Raw genomic sequence first — 22001 nt, forward strand, 5'->3', positions numbered from 1 at the left:
AAAATCCGTGTAATTCGTGTCTAAATCCGTGACATCCGTGGAGATCTTGCCTGCCGTTACGCAACTGACCCGGCAATCGACATTCCCTCACATCTCCACCGGCGCATAGGCTACCGCGTGCGGACGGCCGGGGGCGAAGTGCCAGATGGGGTTCAGGTCCGGCCGCTCCACCCTCGGCACCGCCAGCAGCGAGCTGGACGAGGTGCCGAAGCCGCTGGGCAGCAGGAAGTCCATGGCGCCGCGCTCGTCCGGCGTGCCCTCCCAGATGCGGCTGCCCATCAGCTCCGGCCAGCCGCCCCAGGTGAAGGACTCCGCATCGGGGGCGTCGGTGGCCGGCGGCGTGGCATGCTCGAACAGCGGGCGATAGAAGGCGGTGCGCGGATCCTGCGGATCGTCCAGTTCGAAGGCGGTCAGCATATGGACGCCCGCGGGGATCGACGACACCTCCGGCCGGTGGCGCGGGTTGGCACCGCGATGGACGACCAGAAAGGCGTCGCGATTGTCGGCGATCACCAGATTGAACGGGCGGTAGGCGCGGATGTCGAGATGGGCGAAGCTGCGCGCCGCATCGGCGGCGTCGGCATGGTCGAGCGCGTCCAGCACCAGTTCTCCGCGCGACCGCTTGCCGGCCTCCGGCCCCAGGGTGCCGAAGCGGTTCAGGATGACCGCCACCACGCCTTCGTCGTTCAGCCCCATCCAGGAGCCGCCGGCCAGTTCGTCCAGCCCGGCGACCACGTTGGGCCGGTCGGGCCAATGGCGGGCCGGAGGCAGCCAGGGCCGCCCCGCCATCTCGTCACGGTTCCCGGCGACGACCAACGGCCAGGTTGCGTCGGGTCGCCGCAGGAGAATCACGCTGCACATGCCTTGCCCTGTCTGTTGTTGCGTCTTGTCGTGGACGTCCGGGGGTATCCCGCCGCCTGCAGGAAACTCTGCAGAATATCCGGGGCTGCGACGCGGCGGAACGGTGACGGCGACCGTTTCCCGGCTATATAATCCTCGTAAATGGGAGTGAAACCAATAAAGGAGCGCAGGTCATCATGACGACCTTCGACGATCGCGAAAAGGCCTTCGAGACCAAGTTCCAGCACGACGAGGACCTGCTCTTCCGCATCCGCGCACGGCGCGACCGGCTGGCCGGCGAATGGGCCGCCGACCTGATGGGGCTGACCGGGGCGGAGGCGGAGGCCTACGCCCGCGAGATCGTGGATACCGACATCGCCACGCTCGGGCCGCACGACATCCGGGACAAGCTGTGCGCCGACCTGCACGCCCGCGGGGTCGACATCTCCGACCACCGCGTGGAAAAGCAGATGGCCCAGTTCCTGGACGTCGCACGCCAGCAGGTGACGCAAGCCTGATCGGTGAGGCCGTCCCGTCCTGCGGACCCGCCGCCCGACCGGGGACGGCGGCGGACGGCCTATTCCGCTGCGCGGCGCAGAATGCGCTGGCCGGCATAGTCGGCGATGCGGCCGATCAGCAGGTCTATGTCGCCCTTCAGCCGGGCGAAGCCGTCATGGCGCTCCAGCGTCTCCTCGTTCATGTAGAGGCGCCGGTTGATCTCCAGCTGGATCGAATGGCGGCCGCGCGATGGATCGCCGTAACGTGCCAGCAGTTCCACCCCCTTGTACGGATCGTTGATCGCCACGCGATAGCCGAAGCCGCGCAGGGTCTGCGCCACCAGATGGACGAATCCCGCCTCGCTGGTGGTGCCGTCGCGGTCGCCGATCACGAAATCCGCCGCCAGCGGGTCGCGCCCGTCCGGACGCAGCGACGACGGCATGGAATGACAGTTGACGTGCCAGACCGCGCCGAACCGCTCCGCCAGCCCGTCGAGCGCCAGCCGCATCTGGGCATGGTAGGGGCGGTAATAGCGGTCGATGCGGTCGGCCACCGCCGCGGCCGGCAGTTTCCCGTCATAGAGCGGCACCCCCGGCCGCAGCATGCTGCGGATCAGCCCCATCCCCAGCGTGCTGCGCTGGGTCGGGCGCAGCGGCACCGGCCAGTCGCCGTCGATCAGCGCCGGGTCGATGTCGTCCACCGCACGGTTCACGTCGATGCAGGTGCGGGGGAACAGCGCACACAGCAGCGTGGCGCCATGGTCGGGGGCCGTGGCGAACAGCTCCTCCACATGGGTGTCCTCGCCCTGGCGCAGCAAGGGATGCGGGCAGACCACCCGGAAATCGGCGGGATAGACGCTGCCGCTGTGCGGCGAATCGAACAGGACCGGCAGGCGATGGCCCACCGGGTCGTTGCGGACAAGAACGTCATCGATCACGAAGCTCATCGACCCGCCCCGACCAGACGCCAGCACAGTGATAACCGCAAGCTCGACCGCCGATTTCATTGATCCGGAGAATCCGATGAAACGGATCCGGCGGATCCTATAACCCAAGCGTCAAGCCACAGTCGACGGCAATCTGTCACGATCCTGCCATGCCGCCGCAACATCGCGCCACCCGCATCAGCCGAAAAAACCGCGCCGTCGGCCCGCCCCGGACTGGCGCGGAGTCGCATGGTCCGCCATACTGAGCGGAGCGCCCCACCGCTGGCGAGCCTGCCGCTTGACCGATCCCCTCTTCGCTCCCGTCGAACTCTCGCCGCCGGACATCGCGCCCTACCGGCGCGGCAACACCGGCATCGACCACGTCACCAGCCTGTCGGCGGAGGAGCCCGGGCCGCATGTGGTGCTGAACGCGCTCGTCCACGGCAACGAGCTGGGCGGCGCCATCGCGCTGGATGCGCTGCTGCGGATGGGCCTGCGGCCACGGCGCGGGCGGCTGAGCTTCGTTTTCGCAAATACCGCGGCCTACGCCACCTTCGACCGCCAGAACCCCTATGCCTCGCGCTATCTGGACGAGGATTTCAACCGGCTGTGGTCGCCCGACCATCTCGACGGCCGGCGCGACAGCGTGGAACTGCGGCGCGCCCGCGCGCTTCGCCCGGTCTACGAGTCGGCGGACCTGCTGCTCGACCTCCATTCCATGACCGCGGACACGGCGCCGCTGACCCTGTGCGGCCGGACCACGCGCGGGCGCGATCTGGCGCTCGGCCTCGGCTATCCGGCCTGGGTGGTGGCTGACGGCGGGCATGCCGGGGGGAAGCGGCTGATCGACTACGGCAGCTTCGCCGAGGCGGAGGGGTCGCGCACCGCGATCCTGGTCGAATGCGGCCAGCATTGGCGGACGGAGACCGCGACGGTCGCGCTGGAAAGTTGCCTGCGCCTGCTGCTCGGCCTTGAGATGATCGATCCCGACATGATCGGCCGGGCGGCAAACGGCCCGCGCCTGCGCCCGCGCACCGATCCGCAGCGGGTGGTCGAGGTCACCGACGCCGTCACCGCCGCCAGCGAGCGCTTCCGCTTCACCGCCCCCTTCGTCGGCATGGAGGTGATCGGCCGCGCCGGCACCGTCATCGGCTGGGACGACGGCCGCGCCATCCTGACCCCCTATGACGACTGCGTCCTGATCATGCCGGCCCGCCGGGTGAAATCCGGCCAGACGGCTGTGCGTCTGGGCCGGATCGTGGGGTGAGGCGACCCGATCCTTGCCACGCACCGCACATGCGGGCAAGGTCGACACGGATGTCACGGATTGAAGCACGGATTTCACGGATGTGGCGTTGCCCGGGCGCTTGCTTTCCATGGAAGCCCGAGCCTTGCCAGGATCAGAAAAATCCGTGCAATCCGTATCTAAATCCGTGACATCCGTGTAAATCTTGCCCCCGGATCAGCACCCCGCAGGCAGCCCGCACCCTCACTTCGCCGGCGGCTTGCCCTTCGTCCAGGTGGCGTTGGCGCTGAACAGGGGCACGGTCGAGATCGACATCTTGGCGGATGCGTCCTTCACCTGCCGGCTGTACACCACATAAACCAGCGTGTCGTTCGGCCGGTCGTAGATGCGACGGATGGCGATCGACTTGAAGATCAGGCTTTTCCGTTCGGAGAAGACCTCCTCCCCCTTCTGCGACAGCTCGATGTCGCCGACGGTGACCGGCCCGGTCTGGCGGCAGGCGATGGAGGCGTTGGACGGGTCCTCGAACCAGTTGCCCTTGCTCAGCCGGTCGATCAGACTGCGGTCGAAATCGACCAGATGGCAGGTGACGCCCTTCACGCCGGGATCCTCGATCGCCTGCACCTGCAGCCCATTGCCGGTCCAGTCGTTGGAAAAGCGGCCGACCACCTCATCCGCCGCCGCGGAACGGAGCGTGAGCCCGGCTGTCAGCAGGCCCAGAACCAAAAGGCCGGCGGAAACGTTCATCAGGGGAAACGGGCTGCGCATCGCGACTGGGTCTCCGGCAAGGACGGGCGGGACCGCAGGACGCGCGGCCCGGAAAAACACTCCCCTAGATCGGAGGGTCCGGCGCCACCGTCAAGCGCCATCCTTCGGAGGTCCGGCCACCGCGATGACAGACCGCAGCCCGCTCGCCTCGGCTTCCCCCGCATTTCCCCCCGCGCCCGAGGCCCCGCTTCCCGGAACGCCGGAACCGGTGACCGAGCCCCTGCCCCCACCCGGCCACCGCCGCGACCCGCTGACCATCGCCGCCGTCGGCCTGTTCGTGATCGCCGTGCTGTTCGCCCTGTATTTCGGACGCGAAGTTCTGCTGCCGATCATGCTGGCGCTGATCCTCAGCTTCCTGCTGCGGCCGCTGGTCCGCGCGCTCTACCGGATCGGCATTCCGGAAGGAATCGGCGCCGCCATCATGGTGATCACGCTGTTCGGCAGCGTGCTGCTGGCGATCTACACCCTGTCGGCTCCGGCGGCGGAATGGGTGAACCGCATGCCGCGCGTCCTGCACGAGCTGGAGTTCAAGCTGGGCGACATCCGCGCCGGCATCGAACGGGCCCGCGAGGCCTCGCGCCAGATCGAGGAGATCGCCAAGGAGTCCGGCAACGACGGCGGCCCGGTGCGCGAGGTGGTGCTGCGCGGTCCGTCGCTGATGGAACAAGCGATCAGCCAGGTCGAAGCGGTGATCGTCAATGTCGTGATCCTGCAGGTCCTGCTGTATTTCTTCCTGGCGAGAGGCCGCCATTCGCTGGAGGCGCTGATCGGCACCATGCGCAATGTCGACGACCGCGTGCATTACGCCATGGTGGCGGCGACGCTGCAGCAGAACATCGCCGCCTATCTGCTGACCATCACCCTGATCAACGTGGTGCTGGGCATCGCCACCGGTCTGGTCATGTGGATGTGGGGGCTGCCCAACCCGGCGCTGTGGGGGGTGCTGGTGGCGGTGGCCAACTACATCCCCTTCATCGGCCCGGCGGTGATGACCGGCGTCCTGTTCCTGGTGTCGGTCCTGACCTTCGACGGGCTCGGCACCATCCTGCTGCCGCCCTTGTCCTTCGTGGCGCTGACCACGATCGAGGGCAACTTCCTGACGCCGATGATCGTCGGCCGGCGGCTGTCGCTGAACCCCATCGCGGTGTTCGTGTCGATCCTGTTCTGGGGCTGGCTGTGGGGCATACCCGGTGCGCTGCTGGCCGTGCCGATCCTGGCGATCCTGAAGATCCTGTTCGACGCGCACGAGCCGCTGAAGCCGGTGGGGGCGTTGCTGGGGGGGTGAGTGCGATGTTGGGGGGAATGCGATTGCCCCCTCCTTCCCGCTTCGCGGGTCCCTCCCTCCCCCGCTTCGCGGGAGAGGGTGGATTCGCATAGCGGCGGCAGTCCCCTCTCCCGCGGAACGCGGGGGGAGGGTTAGGGAGGGGGCACCCGCAGCGATACCCTCAAGCCACCGACGCCAGCGGCAGGTTCACCAGCAGATTCTGCGGCTTCAGCTTCAGCCGCCGCCCTTCCGTCATCGCCAGCCCGAGATAGACCGGCCGCCCGGCGAGGTCAGGGCGCATGGCGGCGGGGTCGGCGAAGTCCAGGCGGAACAGGGCGAGGATGCGGGCCAGACGGTCCTCTCCCACCTCCACCCCGTTATAGAGGTCGTTGAGGATCGCGGTGGCGGAACTGTCGAGCCCGACATGCCAGACCCAGCGATCGTCGCGGATGTTCTGCACCGGCTGGATGCTGACCGTCACGCCCAGGAAATGCCCCACCCAGGCCTCCAGCACGCGGGCCAGCGCGTCGAGACCGGCAGCGGCGAAGGTGATGTCCAGCACCGTGTCGTGCCGGGCGTCGCGGCCCCAGTAGAGCGGGTGGTTGGTCTCGTCCAGGATGTCGAGATCGACACTGCGGGGGGCGGTTCCGGCCTCCACCACCAGACGGCCCAGCGAACCGAAGCCGCCGGACGCCGCCATGGTCTCCACCGTTTCGGCATCGGCGACGCGGACTCGGCCGTCGTCGACCGAAACCGTCTGCTCGCGGAAGAACAGCTCCCCTGCCCGCGCGCGCAGCCCCGACGGGGTTCCATCCAGGATGCCGCGCAGGATGGCATGAACCAGCTGGTCGATGAACAGGCCGGGCACGCCGCGGGCGCCCTCGCGGAACAGGCGGATGTAGCAGCCCTCCAGCGTCCCGGCGGCCAGCAGCCGGTCGCGGAAGGCCAGCCAGACCTGAAAATTCTCCCGCGCATCCGGATCGGCGATGGCGTCCAGCAGCGGGGCCGGCACAATCCGCGCCGGATCGTCCAGCAATGCCGCGTGCAGCGTGCGCTCGGCGTCGCAGGCCTCTTCCGGCGGGCGCATCTCGGGCCGGAGCAGATAGGCGCGCAGGAAATCGGGCGTCACTGCCAGATGGTTGTCGGCGTCGCGGGTCAACAGGTGGAAACCGGACGCCGTCCAGAAATCGGTCATGCTGAGGGGCACCTCTGGTCCTGAAGGCGCCTATCCGACGACAGAGCTGCCGGACGACGCAAGTGTCTTGTAGCCGGCCGCGTCATCGAGCGTCCTGTCGAGGAAGTCGTCGATGTCCGCCCACACCCGGTCGCGGATGGCGTCGCATTCCATCAGCAGTTCGTGCTTCGCCCCGGGATACTCGACAAGATGGGCGTTGCCGAGCCGGGCGGCCACCTCGCGGTGAAGCTCCGCCCGGACCACCCGGTCGTCGGGCGCGCTCAACAGCAGGACCGGCGTCCGCACCCGTTCCAGCGGCAGTCCGCCATGGCGCAGCGCATCCTCCGCATCCAGCGCCGCCGCCACCCAGGCGAAGCTGACGCCGCCGACACGCAACTCCGGCCGCTCGGCATAGGGCGTGTGGAAGGCGGCGTAGCGCCGGGGATCGGTGGTGATCTTGTTGTCCGGCCGGAAGATGCCCTCCGCCGGGTCGTAGTCGCCCTGCCACAGCGCATAGCGGCTCCCCCATCCGCAGGCGAGCCCCAGGGTGGCCAGCGCCCGCGCCAGCCGGCGCGGCAGCGGTCCGGTGTGGATGGCGTACATCGGCGCCGCCAGCAGAACGGCGGCATAGCGGCCGGGATCGTCCGCGGAATGGCGGGCCAGCGCCAGCGTCGCCACGAGGCCGCCCATGGAATGCGCCAGAAGGATCAGCGGCCCGCCGGTCTCCGCGGCGACGGGCGCCGCCACCTGCCGGTAGACGCCATCGAGGTCGTCGACCAGCAGCGCGAAATCCGTCAGGTGATGGATTTGCCGGTTAGCCAAGGGCCGGTCCGACAGGCCCTGGTTGCGCCAGTCGACCGCCACCACGCGGAAGCCGCGGGCCGTCAATGCGTTCGCGGTCTCCGCATATTTCTCGATGAACTCGGCGCGGCCGGTCAGCACCAGCGCCGTGCCGCGCACCCGCTCCGGCATGGGCCAGACGGCGACCCGCAGCCGCGTCCCGTCGGTCATCGCGACAGACCGCATCTCCACATGGCTCAGGTCCGGCATTCCTCCGGGTACAGTCCAAGCGGAATCGTCGGCCATGCTTTCTCCCCTGAGCGTTGTGATGATTATCGGAAGAGCGCCCATGCGGACCACCCACCCCGAATTCGTCAAGATATTCGAAACCGGAAATAGTAGCGATGTCTTGCATACGGTTGGTGAGGGAACTCTTTTCCTTGCAGGGCGTTGGTGCGCCGTTGGAGGTGTACCGATGAAGACAATGCGAAACATCGTCCTGGCGCTTGCCGCCACGACCCTGAGCGGGACCGCGGTCCCGGTTCTGGCGAACGAGAAGGCCAAGGTTCCGCCCGTGCATGTCGAGCATGAGGATGGCGAGGAAGTCCTCGTCCACAAGGGGGAAGCATCCTTCTACAGCCACAAGTTCCACGGCCGCACCACTGCCAGCGGCGAGCCGATGAACCAGAACAAGTCGACCGCGGCGTCGCGCGCGCTGCCGCTCGGCTCCAAGGCCACGGTCACGAACGAGGAGAACGGCAAGAGCGTCGACGTCATCGTCAACGACCGCGGCCCCTATGTCGATGGCCGGGTGATCGACCTGTCACGCTCCGCCGCCAAGAAGCTGGACATGATCGAGGACGGCACCGCCCCGGTAACGGTGGAGGTCAAGCCGTCCGAGCAGCCGACCGACACCGCCCGCGACAAGGTGGAGGAGAAGGTCGACCAGCTCACTCCCGACCGTCAGGTGGCCGAACGCGAAACCCGCCGAAACGGAAAGAGTGGCGGAACCGGCAGCGACACGGTGTCGCACTCCGGATCGGGCAAGTAATGCTGCGGCGCGGCGAAAAGGGGCCCCGATTCGCCGCGCCCGCGCCCCCTTCTTTTATTGCGATGCCGAACCAACAGTCATCGAACAGTCATTGGGTTGAAAGGAAACGGACTTTACCACTGTGGCGCGGGGTGGTTCCCAAAAGTCGCGCCAACGTTCGCGGTTAAGCGCCATAGGCGGTGGAATTTTTTGTTAAGCTGTTGATTGAACACCGCTTCTGCTGCTCTACCTCCGTTGTGAAGTAATCCGGTTGCACAAGGCGCCCTTCCATTACCGGGGAGCCTGCCGCGGAGAGCAGTCGCTTCGTCCGCAGTCTTGTGCGGAACGTTAGAGATTTTTTTGCATTTTTGGAGGAGACGTGGTGCCATTCCCATCGCTGCGGCGCACATGACGCATTGCAGCGAACGGCGCGGCGCCAGTGCGTCAGACGCCGGAACAGGCACCGAGAGAAAGAGGAATTGCTGCGATGGACGACGTGCGTCAGGTCCGCAAGGATACCGAAGGCTACTGCATCGAAGACCTGTCCGTCGGCATGACGGCAAGCTTCGCCAAGACGGTGACGGAAGCCGACATCGTCCTGTTCGCAGGCATTTCCGGCGACACCAACCCGGTCCACATCAACCAGGAATACGCCGCCACCACCATGTTCCAGGGCCGCATCGCCCACGGCATGCTGACGGTCGGCTTCATCTCGGCCGTGCTGGGCACCAAGCTGCCGGGGCCGGGCTGCATTTACATGAGCCAGACGCTGAAGTTCAAGGCGCCGGTCCGCGCCGGCGACACCGTCACCGCCCGCGCCACCATCACCGAGCTGATCCCGGAAAAGCGCCGCTGCGTCATCAAGACGGTCTGCACCGTCGGCGAGACCGTGGTCGTTGAGGGCGAAGCGCTGCTGATGGTCCCGTCCCGCGGCTGATTTTTAGACGCCTGAGCGCTGCCTTCGGGCGCCAGGACAGCGCCGGCGCGTTTACCCCGCGCCGGCGTCGGTCTATATAGACGCCCGAGCAAGCGGACCCGCCGGGGTCCGCCCACAGCACCGGGGCGCGCATGCGACTGTACAGACACACCGCCGACCTGCCGGCCGAAGAGCGGGGCGCCGTCGTGGCGCTCGGCAATTTCGACGGCGTTCACCGCGGACATCAGACGGTCATCGGCACCGCCCAGCGCCTTGCGGCGGAGATGGGCGCACCATCGGCCGTGGTCACATTCGAACCGCACCCGCGCAGCGTCTTCCGTCCCGACGACCCGCCCTTCCGCCTGACGCCCTTCCGCGTCAAGACCCGGCACATCGAGGCGCTGGGAGTCGACCAGCTGATCGTCTGCCATTTCGACGATGGCTTCCGCCACAAGACCGCGCAGGCCTTCGTCGACGAAATCCTGATCGGCGGGCTGGGCGTTCGGCATGTCGTCTGCGGCTATGATTTCCTGTTCGGGCACAAACGGTCGGGCGATCCGGCCTTCCTGCTGCGCGCCGGCCGCGCCCAGGGCTTCGGCGTGACCGAGGTCGGTCCGGTGTCCGACACGGAGGGCGGGGTCTATTCCTCCACCCGCGTGCGCGACGCGCTGGTCGCCGGCCGGCCGCGCGAGGCCACCCATGTGCTGGGCCATCCCTGGGAGATCGAGGGGCGCGTCGTCCATGGCGACCAGCGCGGCCGCACCATCGGCTTCCCCACCGCCAACATCGAACTGGGCGAGTATCTGCGCCCGGCCTTCGGCGTCTATGCGGTGCGCGCCGGCATCGATCGCGGCGGCGAGACCGTCTGGCTGCCCGGCGTCGCCAATCTCGGCGCCCGCCCCACCGTGGACGGCACTGTGGCCCGGCTGGAGGCCCACCTGTTCGATGTCGACCTCGACCTGTACGACCTGCATCTGCGGGTGCAGATGGTCGATTTCCTGCGGCCGGAGATGAAGTTCCCCAGCTTCGATGCGCTGAAGGACCAGATCGTTCAGGATGCCGCCGCCGCCCGCGCGGTTCTGGCCGCCGGGTGACGGGAGGTGCAAGCCATGGAACGGGTTCTGATGCTGCTGTTCATCCTGAACCAGGGCGGCCCGACCACGCTGGAATTCGCCAGCATGGAGCAATGCAAGGCGGCCGAGCCGATCGTCATCCAGAACTACCGCGAGATGACCGGCAACACGGTGCTGTCGCGCTGCATCCGCATGGTGCTGCCGGCGAAGTGAGGGAGCAGATCTGCAGGGCTGCGATCGGCGCTGGCGGAGATGGTTTCGTCTGATACAGTGCGGCCCCGCCCTCGCTTCCCCGCCCCGGTGCCCTCCCCTGCCATGCCCCGCCCCGATTCCCTGTCGATCCGTGTCCTGCTGACCGCCCTGGTCGCCTTCGGTCCCCTGTCCACCGACCTCTACCTGCCATCGCTGCCGACGCTGGTCCGGGTGTTCGACACCGATGTCGTCACGGTGCAGATGACGCTGTCGATCTTCCTGATCGGCTTCGCCGTGTCGCAGCTGGTCTATGGCCCGATGTCCGACCGGTTCGGCCGGCGCCCCACCCTGCTGGTCGGGGTGGCGATCTATCTGGCGGCCAGCGCCGTCTGTGCCATGACCACCAGCATCGAGGGGCTGATCGCCGCCCGCTTCTTCCAGGCACTGGGAGCCTGCTGCGGGCCGGTGGTGGCAAGGGCGGTGGTGCGCGACGTCTTCGGCCGCGACCGGGCGGCGACGGTGCTGGCCTACATGTCGATGGCGATGGCACTCGCGCCGGCGGTGGGGCCGATGCTGGGCGGCGTGCTGACGGAGTGGTTCGGCTGGCGCGCCAATTTCGTCCTGCTGACCGTCTTCGCCTGCGGCATCCTGGCGGCGGTGTGGTCGATGCTGGGCGAGACCAACGCCCACCGCGACGAGGAGGCGCTGCGGCCCAGCCGTCTGGCCGCCAATTACCTGCTTCTGCTGCGCAACCGCGGCTTCGTCGGCTATGTGCTGGTGGTCGCCTTTTCCTACAGCGGCATCTTCTCCTTCATCTCCGGCTCGTCCTTCGTGCTGATCGACCGGCTGCACCTGACCCCGGCGCAGTATGGCGCCAGCTTCGGCGCGGTGGTGCTGGGCTATATGCTTGGCACCTTCCTGGCCGGCCGGCTGACGCCACGACTGGGCGGCGCCCGCATGATCCGCATCGGCACGTTGCTGTCGCTCGGCGGCGGAGTCGTGGGCGGTCTGCTGGCGCTGGCCGGGGTTCTGCACCTGCTGGCCATCGTCGTGCCGGTCTTCCTGTTCATCCTGGGCACCGGGCTGACCCTGCCCAACGCCACCGCGAACGCGGTCGGCCCCTACGCCACCATGGCCGGATTGGCCTCCTCCCTGCTGGGCTTCGCGCAGATGACCATCGCCGCCGCCATCGGCATCGGCATCGGCCATATGAACGACGGCAGCGCCCTGCCGATGATGGGAGCGATCGCGCTGGTTGGTCTGGGCGCGCTGCTGGCGCACCGGCTGCTGGTCATCCCCGCGACGCAGGGCGGGCGATCCGCCTGACCCGACCCGGCGGCCGGGCGGCTCGGCGCCGCTCCCGCGCCTTGCGGTCGTCAACCCTGCCGCCGTCTTCGTCCTCCTTGCCGAACTGCGGGAAGCGGTCCATCAGGACGGTGAACAGGATCGTCACCATCAGGCACAGCCCCAGTGCCATCCCCGCCAGCAGGTAGTAACCGGCACCGCAGGCGATGCCCAGCCCGCCCGCCACCCAGATCACCGCCGCGGTGGTCGCCCCACGCACGCTGTCGCCGGAGCGGAACATGACCCCGGCACTGATGAAGCCGACCGCCTGGGCCACGCCCTGGATGACGCGCACCGGGTCGCTCGGCCGCTCGTCGCCGCTGGCATGCAGCCCGACATAGAACTCCAGCGCCACCAGAGTCGTGAGGGCGCAGCTGATGGATATCAGCGTATGCGTGCGCAAACCCGCCGCCTTGCCGCGCATTTCCCGGTCAAGTCCAAGCAGCGCCCCGCAAAAGGCAGCAGCCAGCAGCCGCAACCCGATCTCCTCCACCGTCAGAACCGTACTCAAGCCCATGAAATCGCTCCGGTTTTTTGGCCCCTCAAACGGTCTGCCACTTTTTTGAGGCACGCGGCATTTTTCACTTTGCAATCGATCGCGTTGGATCTATGTAACGCGAACTCGCAAGCGCACGTGCCGCTGGCCCGCCCCTCGGCGTCTCCGAGATGTGGTTATGCAACGACGTAACGCGTGATCCCCGACCGTCCCTTAAACAAGGCGGCGACTTGGAGGTTACGATGGTTGATGTTGTTGTGGGTGGGCGCGTGCTCACCCGTCTCCGAAATCTGCCGCTCCTGGACCATACGGACAGAACAGGGTTCTGTACGGGGCAATCCAGTATTGGCGGCCTGAGCGCCTGATCAGCTTTTTGAGTTGCTGATCGGCCCGCCCGGCCGCTCCCTCCCCCCGACCTCACCCTTTCCGTTCCATCATCTTGCGTCCCAGGAGACTGAGATGACCCAGAAGATTGCGCGCTTTTTCGAAGAGCAGCGCCCGCAGACCCCTTGCCTCGTCATCGATCTGGACGTGGTCGAGCAGAACTACAACGATCTGCACGACGCCCTGCCCGATGCCCGCATCTTCTATGCGGTGAAGGCGAACCCGGCCGCGGAAATCCTCAGCCTGCTGGCCCGTCTCGGCTCGGCCTTCGACTGCGCCTCGGTCCCGGAAATCCAGATGGCGCTGGCCGCCGGCGCCACCCCGGACCGCATCTCCTTCGGCAACACCATCAAGAAGGAAGGCGACATCCGCCGCGCCTATGAGCTGGGCGTGCGCCTGTTCGCCTTCGACAGCGAGCCGGAACTGGAGAAGATCGAGCGCGCCGCCCCCGGCGCCCGCGTCTTCTGCCGCATCCTGACCTCGGGCGAAGGCGCCGAATGGCCGCTGTCGCGCAAGTTCGGCTGCGACCTGACGATGGCGCGCGAACTGCTGCTGAAGGCCCGCGACATGGACGTGCAGCCCTATGGCGTGTCCTTCCATGTGGGTTCGCAGCAGAAGGACCTGATGCAGTGGGACCACGCCATCTTCCAGGTGGCGCAGCTGTTCCGCGAGCTTGAGGTGCTGGGCGTCGACCTCGGCATGATCAACCTCGGCGGCGGCTTCCCCACCCGCTACCGCACCGACGTGCCGGAATGCACCGCCTACGGTCAGGCGATCTTCGACTCGCTGCGCAACCACTTCGGCAACCACCTGCCGGAAACCATCGTGGAGCCCGGCCGCGGCATGGTCGGCAGCGCCGGCATTATCGAGAGCGAAGTGGTCCTGGTGTCGCGCAAGTCGGCCGAGGATCCCAAGCGCTGGGTCTATCTCGACATCGGCAAGTTCGGCGGTCTGGCCGAGACGATGGACGAGGCGATCCAGTACCCGATCGAGGTGCTGGGCGACGACTCCGACGCCGACCGCGAGGCGGTGATCCTGGCCGGTCCGACCTGCGACAGCGCCGACGTGCTGTATGAGCGTGCCGACTACAAGATGCCGATGGGACTGAAGTCGGGCGACCGCGTGCGCATCCACGCCACCGGCGCCTACACCACAACCTACTCGGCCGTCTGCTTCAACGGCTTCGAGCCGCTCAAGCACTACTGCATCTGAGGAGACGGCGGGGCGGCGCCCTGCCCTTCCCTGAGTTGGTCCAAGAAGAAAGCCCGCCTGCCGGATCGATCCGGTGGCGGGCTTTTCTTTTTATATCAGCTATTTTTTGGGCAGACCGAAGCGCGGACAATCGCCATAGTGGGCGCCCTGGGAAGGTCACCCCCTGCCACACCAGCCGGCATACGGATCCGCACCGGGCGGTTCGGGGGATTGAGGTCATGCGAGCCTGGGCAGTCCGAGTTGGTCTGCCCATCCGATCGTGAGAACGGCATTGAGGAGTTTGCCGCTGTTGCGCCCCCAGCGCCGGCTGTTTGCCGCGACCTGTTGGGCGGCATCGGGCTTGGCCCCTCTGGCCGTCAGGTCCCGGAAGATGGTCTTCCCCCGCGCCAGGACCACCTCATATCCGGTTCTTGTCCATCGGCCCGCAGCTGCGATACACGCTTCCTCCCCACGCTCGGTCACCCTTCCGCAGTTGCGCTTCACTTCGTTCGCTGTGACCAGCTTACGGAGGGACTTCCACCCTCAAGAACGCGCCCATGCTCGGCGCACAAACAAAAAGCGCCGGCCTGGGGGAAGGCCGGCGCTTTGGAGGATCGGGAACACTCGCCTCGCCCTCAAAAGCCACATCGCCTGAGGGCAATGTCAGAGTAGCCCGGTAAGTCTTTCAGAACGGTTAAGGCTCCTACTCCGCCACCCCTTATGCGGGAGTGGTCATAGGCCGCCTTTCCACTCCGTCGGAACATCCCCCGCCGGTTTTCATACTATGCATAGAGAGTAATCCCTTAACGGTATCTCGAATAATTCTTTCGGGTTCACTCCCGTTAGGCCGTGGACTGCGCCATATGAATTTGACCGTTGCAGGCCGGGATGCGTCAGTCTGTGGTTCGAAGCAGCGTCTACGGCATTGGGGCCTTCAGCGGCACCGCCCGCCGCAGTCGCCGTCGGACACGCAACCCGGGTAAGGACGGCCGCAACCGGGCAACCGGGCGCGGTACGACGGTCAGGTCGCCAGGAACACGCGCCGCAGAAAGGCACGGGGAGAGAGATGGAGCAGTACACCGGTCACTTCATGCAGCATTTGCCCTACCTGCGCCGTTATGCCCGCGCGCTGACCGGGACGAACGGGCGGGGGGACGCCTTGGTGACCCGCACCCTGGAATGGTACCTGGAGGCGGACGAGGATGAGACCGGCCGTGGCGAGGGTCTGTCGCGCGGCACGCTCTACCGCCATCTGAACAAGCTTCAGGATGAAGAAGGCGCAGCGCCCGCGGTTGCCCCCTACCATCCGGTCGAATCCGCTCTGATGACTCTGGACGAGACTGACCGGCGGCTTTACCTGCTGGTCAATCTGGAGGATCTGCCGGTGGGTGACGCCGCCGCTGTCCTGGAACTCGCTCCGGAAGCTGCGCTGGAACGGCTGACCCACGCCCGCGAGCGCGTCCGCGCCCGCCTGACCGCCACCATCCTGATCGTGGAGGATGATGCGATCATCGCCTACGACCTGGCGGAGACGGTGCGCGGCATGGGCCACATCGTCTGCGGCAACGCGGCGACGATGGACGAGGCGCTTGCCCTGGCGGCGGAGCACCGGCCGACGCTGGCGCTGATGGATATCCGGCTGGCCGATGGCGACAACGGGCTGGAGGTGGCGCGCGAGTTGCGAGCCCGCCGTTTCCTGCCGGTGATCTTCGTCACCGCCTTCCCCGACGATCTGGCCAAGCACGGGCTGGAGCATTTGGGGCCGGTGATTCCGAAGCCCTTCACCCGCGACCAGATCGAGCAGGCCATCACCAGGGCGGTGTTCATGCCGCAGCCGGAGGATGCCCGCGAGACGGCGCAGCCCCACTGAGGGGCGCGCCGCACGACGGTGGTCGTTTAGCGGAAGACGACGGTCTTGTTGCCGTTCAGCAGCACGCGGTGCTCCACGTGGTAGCGCACGGCACGGGCCAGCACGATGTTCTCGATGTCGCGCCCGATGGCCACCAGGTCGTCGGGCGTCATCGTATGGTCGACGCGCTCGGCCTCCTGCTCGATGATCGGGCCTTCGTCGAGGTTCGACGTGACGTAGTGCGCGGTGGCGCCGATCAGCTTCACGCCGCGGGCATGCGCCTGATGGTAGGGCTTGGCGCCCTTGAAGCTGGGCAGGAAGCTGTGGTGGATGTTGATGACCCGACCGGCCATCCGCTCGCACAGCGCACCCGACAGCACCTGCATGTAGCGGGCGAGCACCACGAGGTCGACCTTCTCCTCGTCCACGATCTCCAGCAGGCGGGCTTCCTGCTGCGCCTTGTTGTCGGGGCCGACCGGCAAGTGGTGGAAGGGAATGTTGTGCCAAGCCGCCAGCTGGTAGAAGTCCCGGTGGTTGGAGACGATGGCCGGGATCTCGATCGGCAGGTAGCCGGTGCGGTAGCGGTACAGCAGGTCGTTCAGGCAGTGGCCGAACTTCGACACCATGATCAGCACACGCGGGCGGCGCCGGGCGTCGTGGATCTTCCAGGTCATGCCGAAGCGTTCGGCCACCTGGGCGGCGAAATCGGCCTCCAGCTGCTGCTTCGTCGGCCCGGCGGCGCTGCCGTTGAAGCTGACGCGCATGAAGAACAGGCCGGAGATGCGGTCGCCGAACTGTGCGCTGTCGATGATGTTGCAGCTCCGCTCCGCCAGGAAGCCGGACACCGCGAAGACGATGCCGACGGTGTCGGGGCAGGAAACGATGAGGATATAGTCGGAGCCGGTCTCAGACATCGCGCGTCCACCATGACGTACAGCATGAAAAGGGGGAGGCTTCCCTAGCACGAACGCCGCGATGTTGCACCCGCTTCATGAGTGATGCCGCACATGGCTGCACCGTCAAGCGGGATCGCCCCGGATATCCGGCCGGCCCACGCCGCTCTGGCGCCAGCCGCCCGGCGGTGCGACAATCGGCACAGTGCGCAACGGTCGGCAGAAAAACGGTCGGCAGAAACAGGGCGGAGTCACCCCATGGCATCCGGCGGCAAGATCATCGGCGAATACAGCAAGGGCAAGGTCGACAAGCTGCTGACGGCCGATGCCGCCGACAGCGGCCGAAGCCAACGCATCCGCCGCTTCCTGGAAAACATGGATGCCGCCATCCTGGAGGCCAACTGCGAGGTCATCGGGCGCGAGTTGCCAAACCTGAACCGGGACTCCTTCCTGCGGATGGCGGTGCGGGTCGCCGAACTGCGCGCCGACTATATCCGCGCCGGCCTGCATATGTCGGAAGCCCGCCATCCGGAACAATCCGCCGTCGCCGAACTCGCCCGCCTGCGTACCGCTTACGAGGAAATGCTGGCGGTGTACGAAGCGGCCGAGCGGGTGATCGAACGCGGCTACGCAAAACTGGGGTGATGTGCCCCCAGCGCCGGCTGTTTGCCGCGACCTGTTGGGCGACATCGGGCTTGGCCCCTTTGGCCGTCAGGTCCCGGAAGCATGGTCTTCCCCGGCGCCAGGACCGCCTCATATCCGGTTCTTGTCCATCGGCCCGCAGCTGCGATCCACGCTTCCTCCCCACGCTCGGTCACCCTTCCGCAGTTGCGCTTCACTTCGTTCGCTGTGACCAGCTTACGGAGGGACTTCCACCCTCAAGAACGCGCCCATGCTCGGCGCACAAACAAAAAGGCCGCCTCCGATCAACGGAAGCGGCCTTTTCCGGTGCGTTCGCCGGCCGGCGTGCAGGCGCTCATTCGCGCCAGAACGGCTTCGACATCTCGCGCTCGGCATCCAGGCGGCTGAAGCCGATGTCCTGGAGCATACGGTCGTCCAGATAGCCCAGCTCGCGGCGGGTCACGACGCGCTGGCGCCACAGGCCCAACAGGTTCGAGGCCATTTCGACGACATGGGAGAAGGTGGAGGTGCTGCGGCCGGTCTCGGCCGAATGCAGAAGGGTTGCCATGATGGAGATTCCTGAGATGTCTTGTTATGGAGGGTCCGCCGGTCGGCGATCACGTCCTCCTTGTGTGGAAATATAATTACGCTCCTTTGAGCCATGTTGCCACCCCCGGCGGCAACATGCCCGCTTTGCAGGCAGCGAAGAACTCGCCATGGAATGTCACCGATCTGTGGCAAAAGCGTCATTACGGATACTTACGGTTTGGCAGACGGACAATAGCGGGCACTAGCACCTTCCCGGCCTGGACAAGACTGACCGACTTGGGTCATGTATTGTTTTACTTACGGATCAATCGAGCGGACCTGCGGACAGGCATATGAGCGGCATCCACACCCCCGGCGGCCCCGGCAACCAGACCTTCGATACCATCGGGTTCGATGGCGACGACACGCTGTGGCACAACGAATCGCTCTTTTCGATGACGCAGGACCGTTTCCGCGCCCTGTTGGCCCATGCCGCCGACCCGACCGATCTCGACTGCCGCCTGCTGGAGGCGGAACGGGCCAATCTGCGGGTCTATGGTTACGGCATCAAGGGCTTCGTCCTATCGATGATCGAGACGGCGATCGCGATCACCGACGGCAAGGTCGCCGCCCGCGACCTGCAGAGCCTGATCGATTTCGGCAAGGCGATGCTGGACCACCCGGTGGAACTGCTGCCCGGCGTGGCGGAGGTGGTGGAGGCGCTGGCGTCCCGCTACCGGCTGGTCCTGATCACCAAGGGCGACCTGTTCGACCAGGAAAGCAAGATCGCCCGCTCCGGCCTGTCGGAGCTATTCCACGCGGTGGAGATCGTCAGCGAAAAGGACCCGGCGACCTACCGGCGGGTGATGGACCGCCACGGCATCGACCCGGCGCGCTTCCTGATGGTCGGCAACTCGGTGCGGTCGGACATCCTGCCGGTGCTGGCGGCCGGCGCCCATGCCGTCCACATCCCCTATGCCATCACCTGGGCCCATGAAGAGGCCGAGGTGCCCGACGACCATTACCGCCGCCTCGACTCGGTCAGCGACCTGCCGGCACTGCTGGCGGCCTGGTGAGGAGCCATATCGATGACCTTGCTTCCCTTGCCCGACCTGGACGGCATCACCCCCGAAACCGGCGGCCCGGCCGCAGACCGCGTGCTGTCCGGCGCACCCGTCTTCACGACTTGGAACGGTTACGAGTCGGCGGACGGCAAGCGGTTCGCCGGAAGCTGGCGGTCGACTCCGGGCTCCTGGCGCATCGTCTATGACGAGTGGGAATATTGCGAGATTCTGGAGGGCGAAAGCATCGTCGCCCATGACGATGGCCGGTCCTGGACACTGACGGCCGGAGACCGTTTCGTCATCGAACCCGGATTCCAAGGCAGCTGGACCGTGGTCGCGACCACGACCAAGCGCTATGTGGTGGTCCTACCCTGAACGGGCACTCAGCTGACCCGCTCAACCCGTCAGTTCGACCGAGTTCTGCGCGGCGCCGTGGCTGATGATGGTTACGGCCTTGCGCCCGATCTCCACCGCCAGCACGCCCAGCACGACGACGGAGGCGACCAGCATCAGGCGGGCGACGTCACGGGTCAGCGCGCGCTTGCGGGCGTTGGCCCGGCGATGCTCGCGGATCACCGCGCGCATGGCGCCACCGGTCAGTCGACGTCCGAACCAGACATTGGCGGCCATGATGCGCTCCCATCATCCCGAACAAGTACAAGCGCATTTATATAAAATTTTATCTTATTCGGCAAGAACCGAATCCCGCGGCGTGACGCCCCAGGACCCGGTTCCGGGTAAGGCCAGCCCTATTCCTTGAAGGCCACCTCGCGCTGGCGGCGGAAGGCCGGCAACAGGATGAGCGCCAACAGGCCGGCGGCCACGACCATCAGGCCGGCGCTGATCGGACGGGTGACGAAGACGGTCAGGTCGCCCTGGGACAGCAGCATGGCGCGGCTGAGATTCTCCTCCAGCAGGGGGCCGAGGACGAAGCCAAGCAGCAACGGCGCCGGCTCGCAATCCAGCTTCTTCAGCACATAGCCGAACACGCCGAATCCGGCCATCAGCAGCACATCGAAGACGTCGTTCTTCAGGCTGTAGGTGCCGATGCAGCAGAAGACCAGGATGGCCGGGAACAGATAGGCGTAGGGCACGCGCAGAAGCCGGACCCAAAGCCCGATCAGCGGCAGGTTCAACACGACCAGCATGACGTTCCCGACCAGCATGCTGGCGATCATGCCCCAGAACAGGTCCGGCTGCTTGGTCATGATCTGCGGTCCCGGCGTGATGCCGTGGATCATCATGGCGCCGACCATCAGCGCCATCACCGCATTCGACGGGATGCCGAGGCTCAGCATCGGGATGAAGCTGGCCTGGGCGCCGGCATTGTTCGCGGCCTCCGGACCGGCGACGCCCTGGATGGCCCCTTTGCCGAAGGCGGAGGGATCGCGGGCCACCTTCTTTTCCAGCGCGTAGGAGGAAAAGGCGCTGAGCGTCGCCCCGCCACCCGGCAGAATTCCCAGCAAGGCGCCCAACGCCGTGCCGCGCACCGCGGCCGGCCAGGCATCCTTGAAGTCCTGCAGCGATGGCCACAGCCGGTGAACCGGTGACGGGTCTATGCCGCGCCCTTCCGTCTCCTCCAGGTTGATGATGATGTCGGCAAGGCCGAACAACCCCATCGCCAGCGGCACGAAGTCCAGTCCGTCATAGAGCTGCGGAATGTCGAAGGTGAAGCGCATCTGGCCGGAATTGACGTCGGTCCCGACCATCGACAGCAGCAGCCCGACGAGGATCATCGCCACCGCCTTCACCACCGAACCATGGGCCAGGGTCACCGCGCCGATCAGGCCGACCAGCATCAGCGCCACATATTCCGACGGACCGAAGGCCAGCGCCATCCCGGCCAGCGGCGGACCGGCCAGCGCGATGACCAGCGTGGTGACGCAGCCCGCGAACAGCGACGACAGCGCCGCCGTGGCCAGCGCCACGCCGCCGCGACCCTGCCGCGCCATGGCGTTGCCGTCCAGACAGGTCATAACCGAGGAGGATTCGCCCGGCAGCTTCACCAGGATGGCCGTGGTCGATCCGCCATACTGGGCGCCATAGAAGATGCCGGCCAGCATGATCAACGCCCCCACCGGCGGGAGGTAGAAGGTGATCGGCAGCAGCAGGGCCACCGTCGCCGTCGGCCCCAGTCCGGGCAGCACGCCGATCAGCGTGCCGATCAAGGCGCCGAGGAAGCAATAGACCAGGTTCATCGGCTCGACCGACACACCCAGCCCGAGCCAGAGATTGGCGAGAACATCCATCATGGCCAGATCTGGAGCGGCAGGCCCAGTCCCCAGGAGAAGATGGCAATGCAGCTGGTGGCCAACGTGGCCCACAGAGCCGTGAAGGGGCCGGGGCGCAGCGGCCGCCCGGCCAATCCGCCGATGCCGATCAGCGCCAGGATGGCGAGCACCAGACCCAGCCTGTCGAGCAGAGCCGCGAAGACGATCACGGCGATGGTGATGGCGACCGACGGCCTCCACGCCCAGGCCAGCGTCGCCGGACCTTCCGCCGTCAATCCGCGCACAAGGGTCGCCAGCCCGGCAGCCAGCAGGAGATAGCAGACGAGCCGCGGGAAGAACCCGGCCTGCATCATGGCCAGCGATCCCGCCTCCCAGCCGCGCGCCAGCCAGAGCCCGCCGAGGGCGAGGGCGCTGAGCAGCAGCCCGGCCGCGAGATCCTGGGGCGATCTTAGCCGGGATGCGGCCGACCGGGGCGATCTCAGGGTGTGTGTCATTGGATGGATGTGTCCGCTCTCTCAGCCATGCGACGGCGGAAGGGCCGGGCGCCGCTTCCGCTTCATCGGGGAATGCGGCCCACGCTCCTGGGACAAGGCGAAAAGCCGCCGATCCGGCAGCGGGCGCCATCCCCGCCGGTTGCATTATCTCCAGACCACACCTCCACGTCGAGAGCGTTCTTGCCGGCCTCTGCGGTTAT

Annotated in this window: 24 protein-coding genes; 13 read left to right on the plus strand and 11 right to left on the minus strand. The window is 66.8% G+C overall.

Features of this window, described 5'->3' with window-relative positions; translation table 11 throughout:
* Positions 1 to 87: 87 nt before the first annotated feature.
* Positions 88 to 861 (minus strand): NRDE family protein, encoded by a 774-nt coding sequence (locus FZ983_RS20985; RefSeq protein WP_149225465.1) that lies wholly within the window; start codon positions 859 to 861, stop codon positions 88 to 90.
* A gap of 176 nt (positions 862 to 1037) precedes the next feature.
* On the opposite strand from FZ983_RS20985, the gene FZ983_RS20990 reads away from it, so the two are divergent.
* Positions 1038 to 1358, plus strand: coding sequence for a DUF1476 domain-containing protein (locus FZ983_RS20990; RefSeq protein ID WP_149225466.1), 321 nt, complete (start codon positions 1038 to 1040; stop codon positions 1356 to 1358).
* Between the two features lie 59 nt (positions 1359 to 1417).
* On the opposite strand, the gene FZ983_RS20995 is transcribed toward FZ983_RS20990, so the two are convergent.
* Positions 1418 to 2284 carry an N-formylglutamate amidohydrolase gene (locus FZ983_RS20995; RefSeq protein WP_149225467.1) on the minus strand — a complete coding sequence of 289 codons (867 nt, stop codon included), beginning with the start codon at positions 2282 to 2284 and terminating at the stop codon, positions 1418 to 1420.
* A gap of 277 nt (positions 2285 to 2561) precedes the next feature.
* Between FZ983_RS20995 and FZ983_RS21000 the strand changes: the two genes are divergently transcribed.
* A complete protein-coding gene (locus tag FZ983_RS21000) occupies positions 2562 to 3530 on the plus strand; it encodes a succinylglutamate desuccinylase/aspartoacylase family protein (RefSeq protein WP_149225468.1) in 969 nt (322 codons plus the stop codon).
* A gap of 222 nt (positions 3531 to 3752) precedes the next feature.
* Here FZ983_RS21000 and FZ983_RS21005 read toward each other — a convergent pair whose 3' ends face one another.
* Complete coding sequence (locus tag FZ983_RS21005) at positions 3753 to 4277, minus strand: CreA family protein (protein ID WP_014246935.1); 525 nt, start codon at positions 4275 to 4277, stop codon at positions 3753 to 3755.
* A gap of 208 nt (positions 4278 to 4485) precedes the next feature.
* Here FZ983_RS21005 and FZ983_RS21010 point away from each other — a divergent pair, with 208 nt between their 5' ends.
* Positions 4486 to 5562 carry an AI-2E family transporter gene (locus FZ983_RS21010; RefSeq protein ID WP_247883893.1) on the plus strand — a complete coding sequence of 359 codons (1077 nt, stop codon included), beginning with the start codon at positions 4486 to 4488 and terminating at the stop codon, positions 5560 to 5562.
* A gap of 160 nt (positions 5563 to 5722) precedes the next feature.
* On the opposite strand, the gene FZ983_RS21015 is transcribed toward FZ983_RS21010, so the two are convergent.
* Both FZ983_RS21015 and FZ983_RS21020 read right to left on the minus strand, forming a co-directional pair.
* Positions 5723 to 6736 carry a DUF6352 family protein gene (locus FZ983_RS21015; RefSeq protein WP_149225470.1) on the minus strand — a complete coding sequence of 338 codons (1014 nt, stop codon included), beginning with the start codon at positions 6734 to 6736 and terminating at the stop codon, positions 5723 to 5725.
* 30 nt (positions 6737 to 6766) lie between these two features.
* Positions 6767 to 7801 carry an alpha/beta hydrolase gene (locus tag FZ983_RS21020; RefSeq protein WP_149225471.1) on the minus strand — a complete coding sequence of 345 codons (1035 nt, stop codon included), beginning with the start codon at positions 7799 to 7801 and terminating at the stop codon, positions 6767 to 6769.
* Between the two features lie 169 nt (positions 7802 to 7970).
* Between FZ983_RS21020 and FZ983_RS21025 the strand changes: the two genes are divergently transcribed.
* The 5 genes from FZ983_RS21025 to FZ983_RS21040 all read left to right on the plus strand — a co-directional run bounded on the left by FZ983_RS21025 (position 7971) and on the right by FZ983_RS21040 (position 12032).
* On the plus strand, positions 7971 to 8546 hold the full coding sequence (locus FZ983_RS21025) for a septal ring lytic transglycosylase RlpA family protein (RefSeq protein ID WP_149225472.1): 576 nt from the start codon (positions 7971 to 7973) through the stop codon (positions 8544 to 8546).
* A 466-nt stretch (positions 8547 to 9012) separates the two neighbouring features.
* A complete protein-coding gene (locus FZ983_RS21030) occupies positions 9013 to 9462 on the plus strand; it encodes a MaoC family dehydratase (RefSeq protein ID WP_012973248.1) in 450 nt (149 codons plus the stop codon).
* 131 nt (positions 9463 to 9593) lie between these two features.
* The gene (locus FZ983_RS21035; protein WP_149225473.1) at positions 9594 to 10535 is read left to right on the plus strand and encodes a bifunctional riboflavin kinase/FAD synthetase; all 942 of its coding nucleotides are present in this window, start codon (positions 9594 to 9596) and stop codon (positions 10533 to 10535) included.
* Between the two features lie 15 nt (positions 10536 to 10550).
* A complete protein-coding gene (locus tag FZ983_RS34235; RefSeq protein ID WP_188092439.1) occupies positions 10551 to 10727 on the plus strand; it encodes a hypothetical protein in 177 nt (58 codons plus the stop codon).
* A 102-nt stretch (positions 10728 to 10829) separates the two neighbouring features.
* Positions 10830 to 12032, plus strand: a complete 1203-nt coding sequence (locus tag FZ983_RS21040) for a multidrug effflux MFS transporter (protein ID WP_149225474.1) — start codon at positions 10830 to 10832, stop codon at positions 12030 to 12032.
* Here FZ983_RS21040 and FZ983_RS21045 read toward each other — a convergent pair.
* Positions 11998 to 12567, minus strand: coding sequence for an MgtC/SapB family protein (locus tag FZ983_RS21045; RefSeq protein WP_149225475.1), 570 nt, complete (start codon positions 12565 to 12567; stop codon positions 11998 to 12000). The two genes, FZ983_RS21040 and FZ983_RS21045, sit on opposite strands and share 35 nt — an antisense overlap.
* A 438-nt stretch (positions 12568 to 13005) precedes the next feature.
* On the opposite strand from FZ983_RS21045, the gene FZ983_RS21050 reads away from it, so the two are divergent.
* Both FZ983_RS21050 and FZ983_RS21060 read left to right on the plus strand, forming a co-directional pair.
* Positions 13006 to 14142, plus strand: a complete 1137-nt coding sequence (locus FZ983_RS21050) for a type III PLP-dependent enzyme (RefSeq protein WP_149225476.1) — start codon at positions 13006 to 13008, stop codon at positions 14140 to 14142.
* Between the two features lie 1045 nt (positions 14143 to 15187).
* The gene (locus tag FZ983_RS21060; RefSeq protein ID WP_149225477.1) at positions 15188 to 15991 is read left to right on the plus strand and encodes a response regulator; all 804 of its coding nucleotides are present in this window, start codon (positions 15188 to 15190) and stop codon (positions 15989 to 15991) included.
* A 26-nt stretch (positions 15992 to 16017) separates the two neighbouring features.
* On the opposite strand, the gene purU is transcribed toward FZ983_RS21060, so the two are convergent.
* A complete protein-coding gene (gene purU / locus FZ983_RS21065) occupies positions 16018 to 16884 on the minus strand; it encodes a formyltetrahydrofolate deformylase (RefSeq protein WP_149225478.1) in 867 nt (288 codons plus the stop codon).
* A gap of 237 nt (positions 16885 to 17121) precedes the next feature.
* Between purU and FZ983_RS21070 the strand changes: the two genes are divergently transcribed.
* The gene (locus tag FZ983_RS21070; protein WP_149225479.1) at positions 17122 to 17508 is read left to right on the plus strand and encodes a hypothetical protein; all 387 of its coding nucleotides are present in this window, start codon (positions 17122 to 17124) and stop codon (positions 17506 to 17508) included.
* Positions 17509 to 17839: 331 nt separating this feature from the next.
* Here the strand turns inward: FZ983_RS21070 and FZ983_RS21075 are convergent, their stop codons facing one another.
* On the minus strand, positions 17840 to 18052 hold the full coding sequence (locus FZ983_RS21075) for a DUF1127 domain-containing protein (protein WP_149225480.1): 213 nt from the start codon (positions 18050 to 18052) through the stop codon (positions 17840 to 17842).
* A gap of 313 nt (positions 18053 to 18365) precedes the next feature.
* Between FZ983_RS21075 and FZ983_RS21080 the strand changes: the two genes are divergently transcribed.
* Positions 18366 to 19088 carry an HAD family hydrolase gene (locus FZ983_RS21080; protein ID WP_149225481.1) on the plus strand — a complete coding sequence of 241 codons (723 nt, stop codon included), beginning with the start codon at positions 18366 to 18368 and terminating at the stop codon, positions 19086 to 19088.
* Between the two features lie 12 nt (positions 19089 to 19100).
* Positions 19101 to 19451, plus strand: coding sequence for a cupin domain-containing protein (locus FZ983_RS21085; protein WP_149225482.1), 351 nt, complete (start codon positions 19101 to 19103; stop codon positions 19449 to 19451).
* 21 nt (positions 19452 to 19472) lie between these two features.
* Here FZ983_RS21085 and FZ983_RS21090 read toward each other — a convergent pair whose 3' ends face one another.
* From FZ983_RS21090 to FZ983_RS21100, 3 genes are all read right to left on the minus strand, one after another.
* Positions 19473 to 19706 carry a hypothetical protein gene (locus FZ983_RS21090; RefSeq protein ID WP_149225483.1) on the minus strand — a complete coding sequence of 78 codons (234 nt, stop codon included), beginning with the start codon at positions 19704 to 19706 and terminating at the stop codon, positions 19473 to 19475.
* Positions 19707 to 19825: 119 nt separating this feature from the next.
* Complete coding sequence (locus FZ983_RS21095) at positions 19826 to 21328, minus strand: tripartite tricarboxylate transporter permease (protein WP_149225484.1); 1503 nt, start codon at positions 21326 to 21328, stop codon at positions 19826 to 19828.
* Positions 21325 to 21801 (minus strand): tripartite tricarboxylate transporter TctB family protein, encoded by a 477-nt coding sequence (locus FZ983_RS21100; RefSeq protein WP_149225485.1) that lies wholly within the window; start codon positions 21799 to 21801, stop codon positions 21325 to 21327. Before FZ983_RS21100 ends, FZ983_RS21095 begins: the two co-directional genes overlap by 4 nt.
* Positions 21802 to 22001: the final 200 nt, after the last annotated feature.

The sequence above is a fragment of the Azospirillum sp. B21 genome, assembly GCF_008364825.1.
In the GTDB taxonomy this organism is placed as follows: domain Bacteria; phylum Pseudomonadota; class Alphaproteobacteria; order Azospirillales; family Azospirillaceae; genus Azospirillum.

Excerpts from the sequence above, each read along its gene's own strand:
- FZ983_RS20985 (WP_149225465.1), bottom strand. The coding sequence starts at position 861 with ATGTGCAGCGTGATTCTCCTGCGGCGACCCGACGCAACCTGGCCGTTG.
- FZ983_RS20990 (WP_149225466.1), top strand. The coding sequence starts at position 1,038 with ATGACGACCTTCGACGATCGCGAAAAGGCCTTCGAGACCAAGTTCCAG.
- FZ983_RS20995 (WP_149225467.1), bottom strand. The coding sequence starts at position 2,284 with ATGAGCTTCGTGATCGATGACGTTCTTGTCCGCAACGACCCGGTGGGC.
- FZ983_RS21005 (WP_014246935.1), bottom strand. The coding sequence starts at position 4,277 with ATGCGCAGCCCGTTTCCCCTGATGAACGTTTCCGCCGGCCTTTTGGTT.
- FZ983_RS21015 (WP_149225470.1), bottom strand. The coding sequence starts at position 6,736 with ATGACCGATTTCTGGACGGCGTCCGGTTTCCACCTGTTGACCCGCGAC.
- FZ983_RS21020 (WP_149225471.1), bottom strand. The coding sequence starts at position 7,801 with ATGGCCGACGATTCCGCTTGGACTGTACCCGGAGGAATGCCGGACCTG.
- FZ983_RS21025 (WP_149225472.1), top strand. The coding sequence starts at position 7,971 with ATGAAGACAATGCGAAACATCGTCCTGGCGCTTGCCGCCACGACCCTG.
- FZ983_RS21030 (WP_012973248.1), top strand. The coding sequence starts at position 9,013 with ATGGACGACGTGCGTCAGGTCCGCAAGGATACCGAAGGCTACTGCATC.
- FZ983_RS21035 (WP_149225473.1), top strand. The coding sequence starts at position 9,594 with ATGCGACTGTACAGACACACCGCCGACCTGCCGGCCGAAGAGCGGGGC.
- FZ983_RS34235 (WP_188092439.1), top strand. The coding sequence starts at position 10,551 with ATGGAACGGGTTCTGATGCTGCTGTTCATCCTGAACCAGGGCGGCCCG.
- FZ983_RS21040 (WP_149225474.1), top strand. The coding sequence starts at position 10,830 with ATGCCCCGCCCCGATTCCCTGTCGATCCGTGTCCTGCTGACCGCCCTG.
- FZ983_RS21045 (WP_149225475.1), bottom strand. The coding sequence starts at position 12,567 with ATGGGCTTGAGTACGGTTCTGACGGTGGAGGAGATCGGGTTGCGGCTG.
- FZ983_RS21050 (WP_149225476.1), top strand. The coding sequence starts at position 13,006 with ATGACCCAGAAGATTGCGCGCTTTTTCGAAGAGCAGCGCCCGCAGACC.
- FZ983_RS21060 (WP_149225477.1), top strand. The coding sequence starts at position 15,188 with ATGGAGCAGTACACCGGTCACTTCATGCAGCATTTGCCCTACCTGCGC.
- purU (WP_149225478.1), bottom strand. The coding sequence starts at position 16,884 with ATGTCTGAGACCGGCTCCGACTATATCCTCATCGTTTCCTGCCCCGAC.
- FZ983_RS21070 (WP_149225479.1), top strand. The coding sequence starts at position 17,122 with ATGGCATCCGGCGGCAAGATCATCGGCGAATACAGCAAGGGCAAGGTC.
- FZ983_RS21075 (WP_149225480.1), bottom strand. The coding sequence starts at position 18,052 with ATGGCAACCCTTCTGCATTCGGCCGAGACCGGCCGCAGCACCTCCACC.
- FZ983_RS21080 (WP_149225481.1), top strand. The coding sequence starts at position 18,366 with ATGAGCGGCATCCACACCCCCGGCGGCCCCGGCAACCAGACCTTCGAT.
- FZ983_RS21085 (WP_149225482.1), top strand. The coding sequence starts at position 19,101 with ATGACCTTGCTTCCCTTGCCCGACCTGGACGGCATCACCCCCGAAACC.
- FZ983_RS21090 (WP_149225483.1), bottom strand. The coding sequence starts at position 19,706 with ATGGCCGCCAATGTCTGGTTCGGACGTCGACTGACCGGTGGCGCCATG.
- FZ983_RS21095 (WP_149225484.1), bottom strand. The coding sequence starts at position 21,328 with ATGATGGATGTTCTCGCCAATCTCTGGCTCGGGCTGGGTGTGTCGGTC.
- FZ983_RS21100 (WP_149225485.1), bottom strand. The coding sequence starts at position 21,801 with ATGACACACACCCTGAGATCGCCCCGGTCGGCCGCATCCCGGCTAAGA.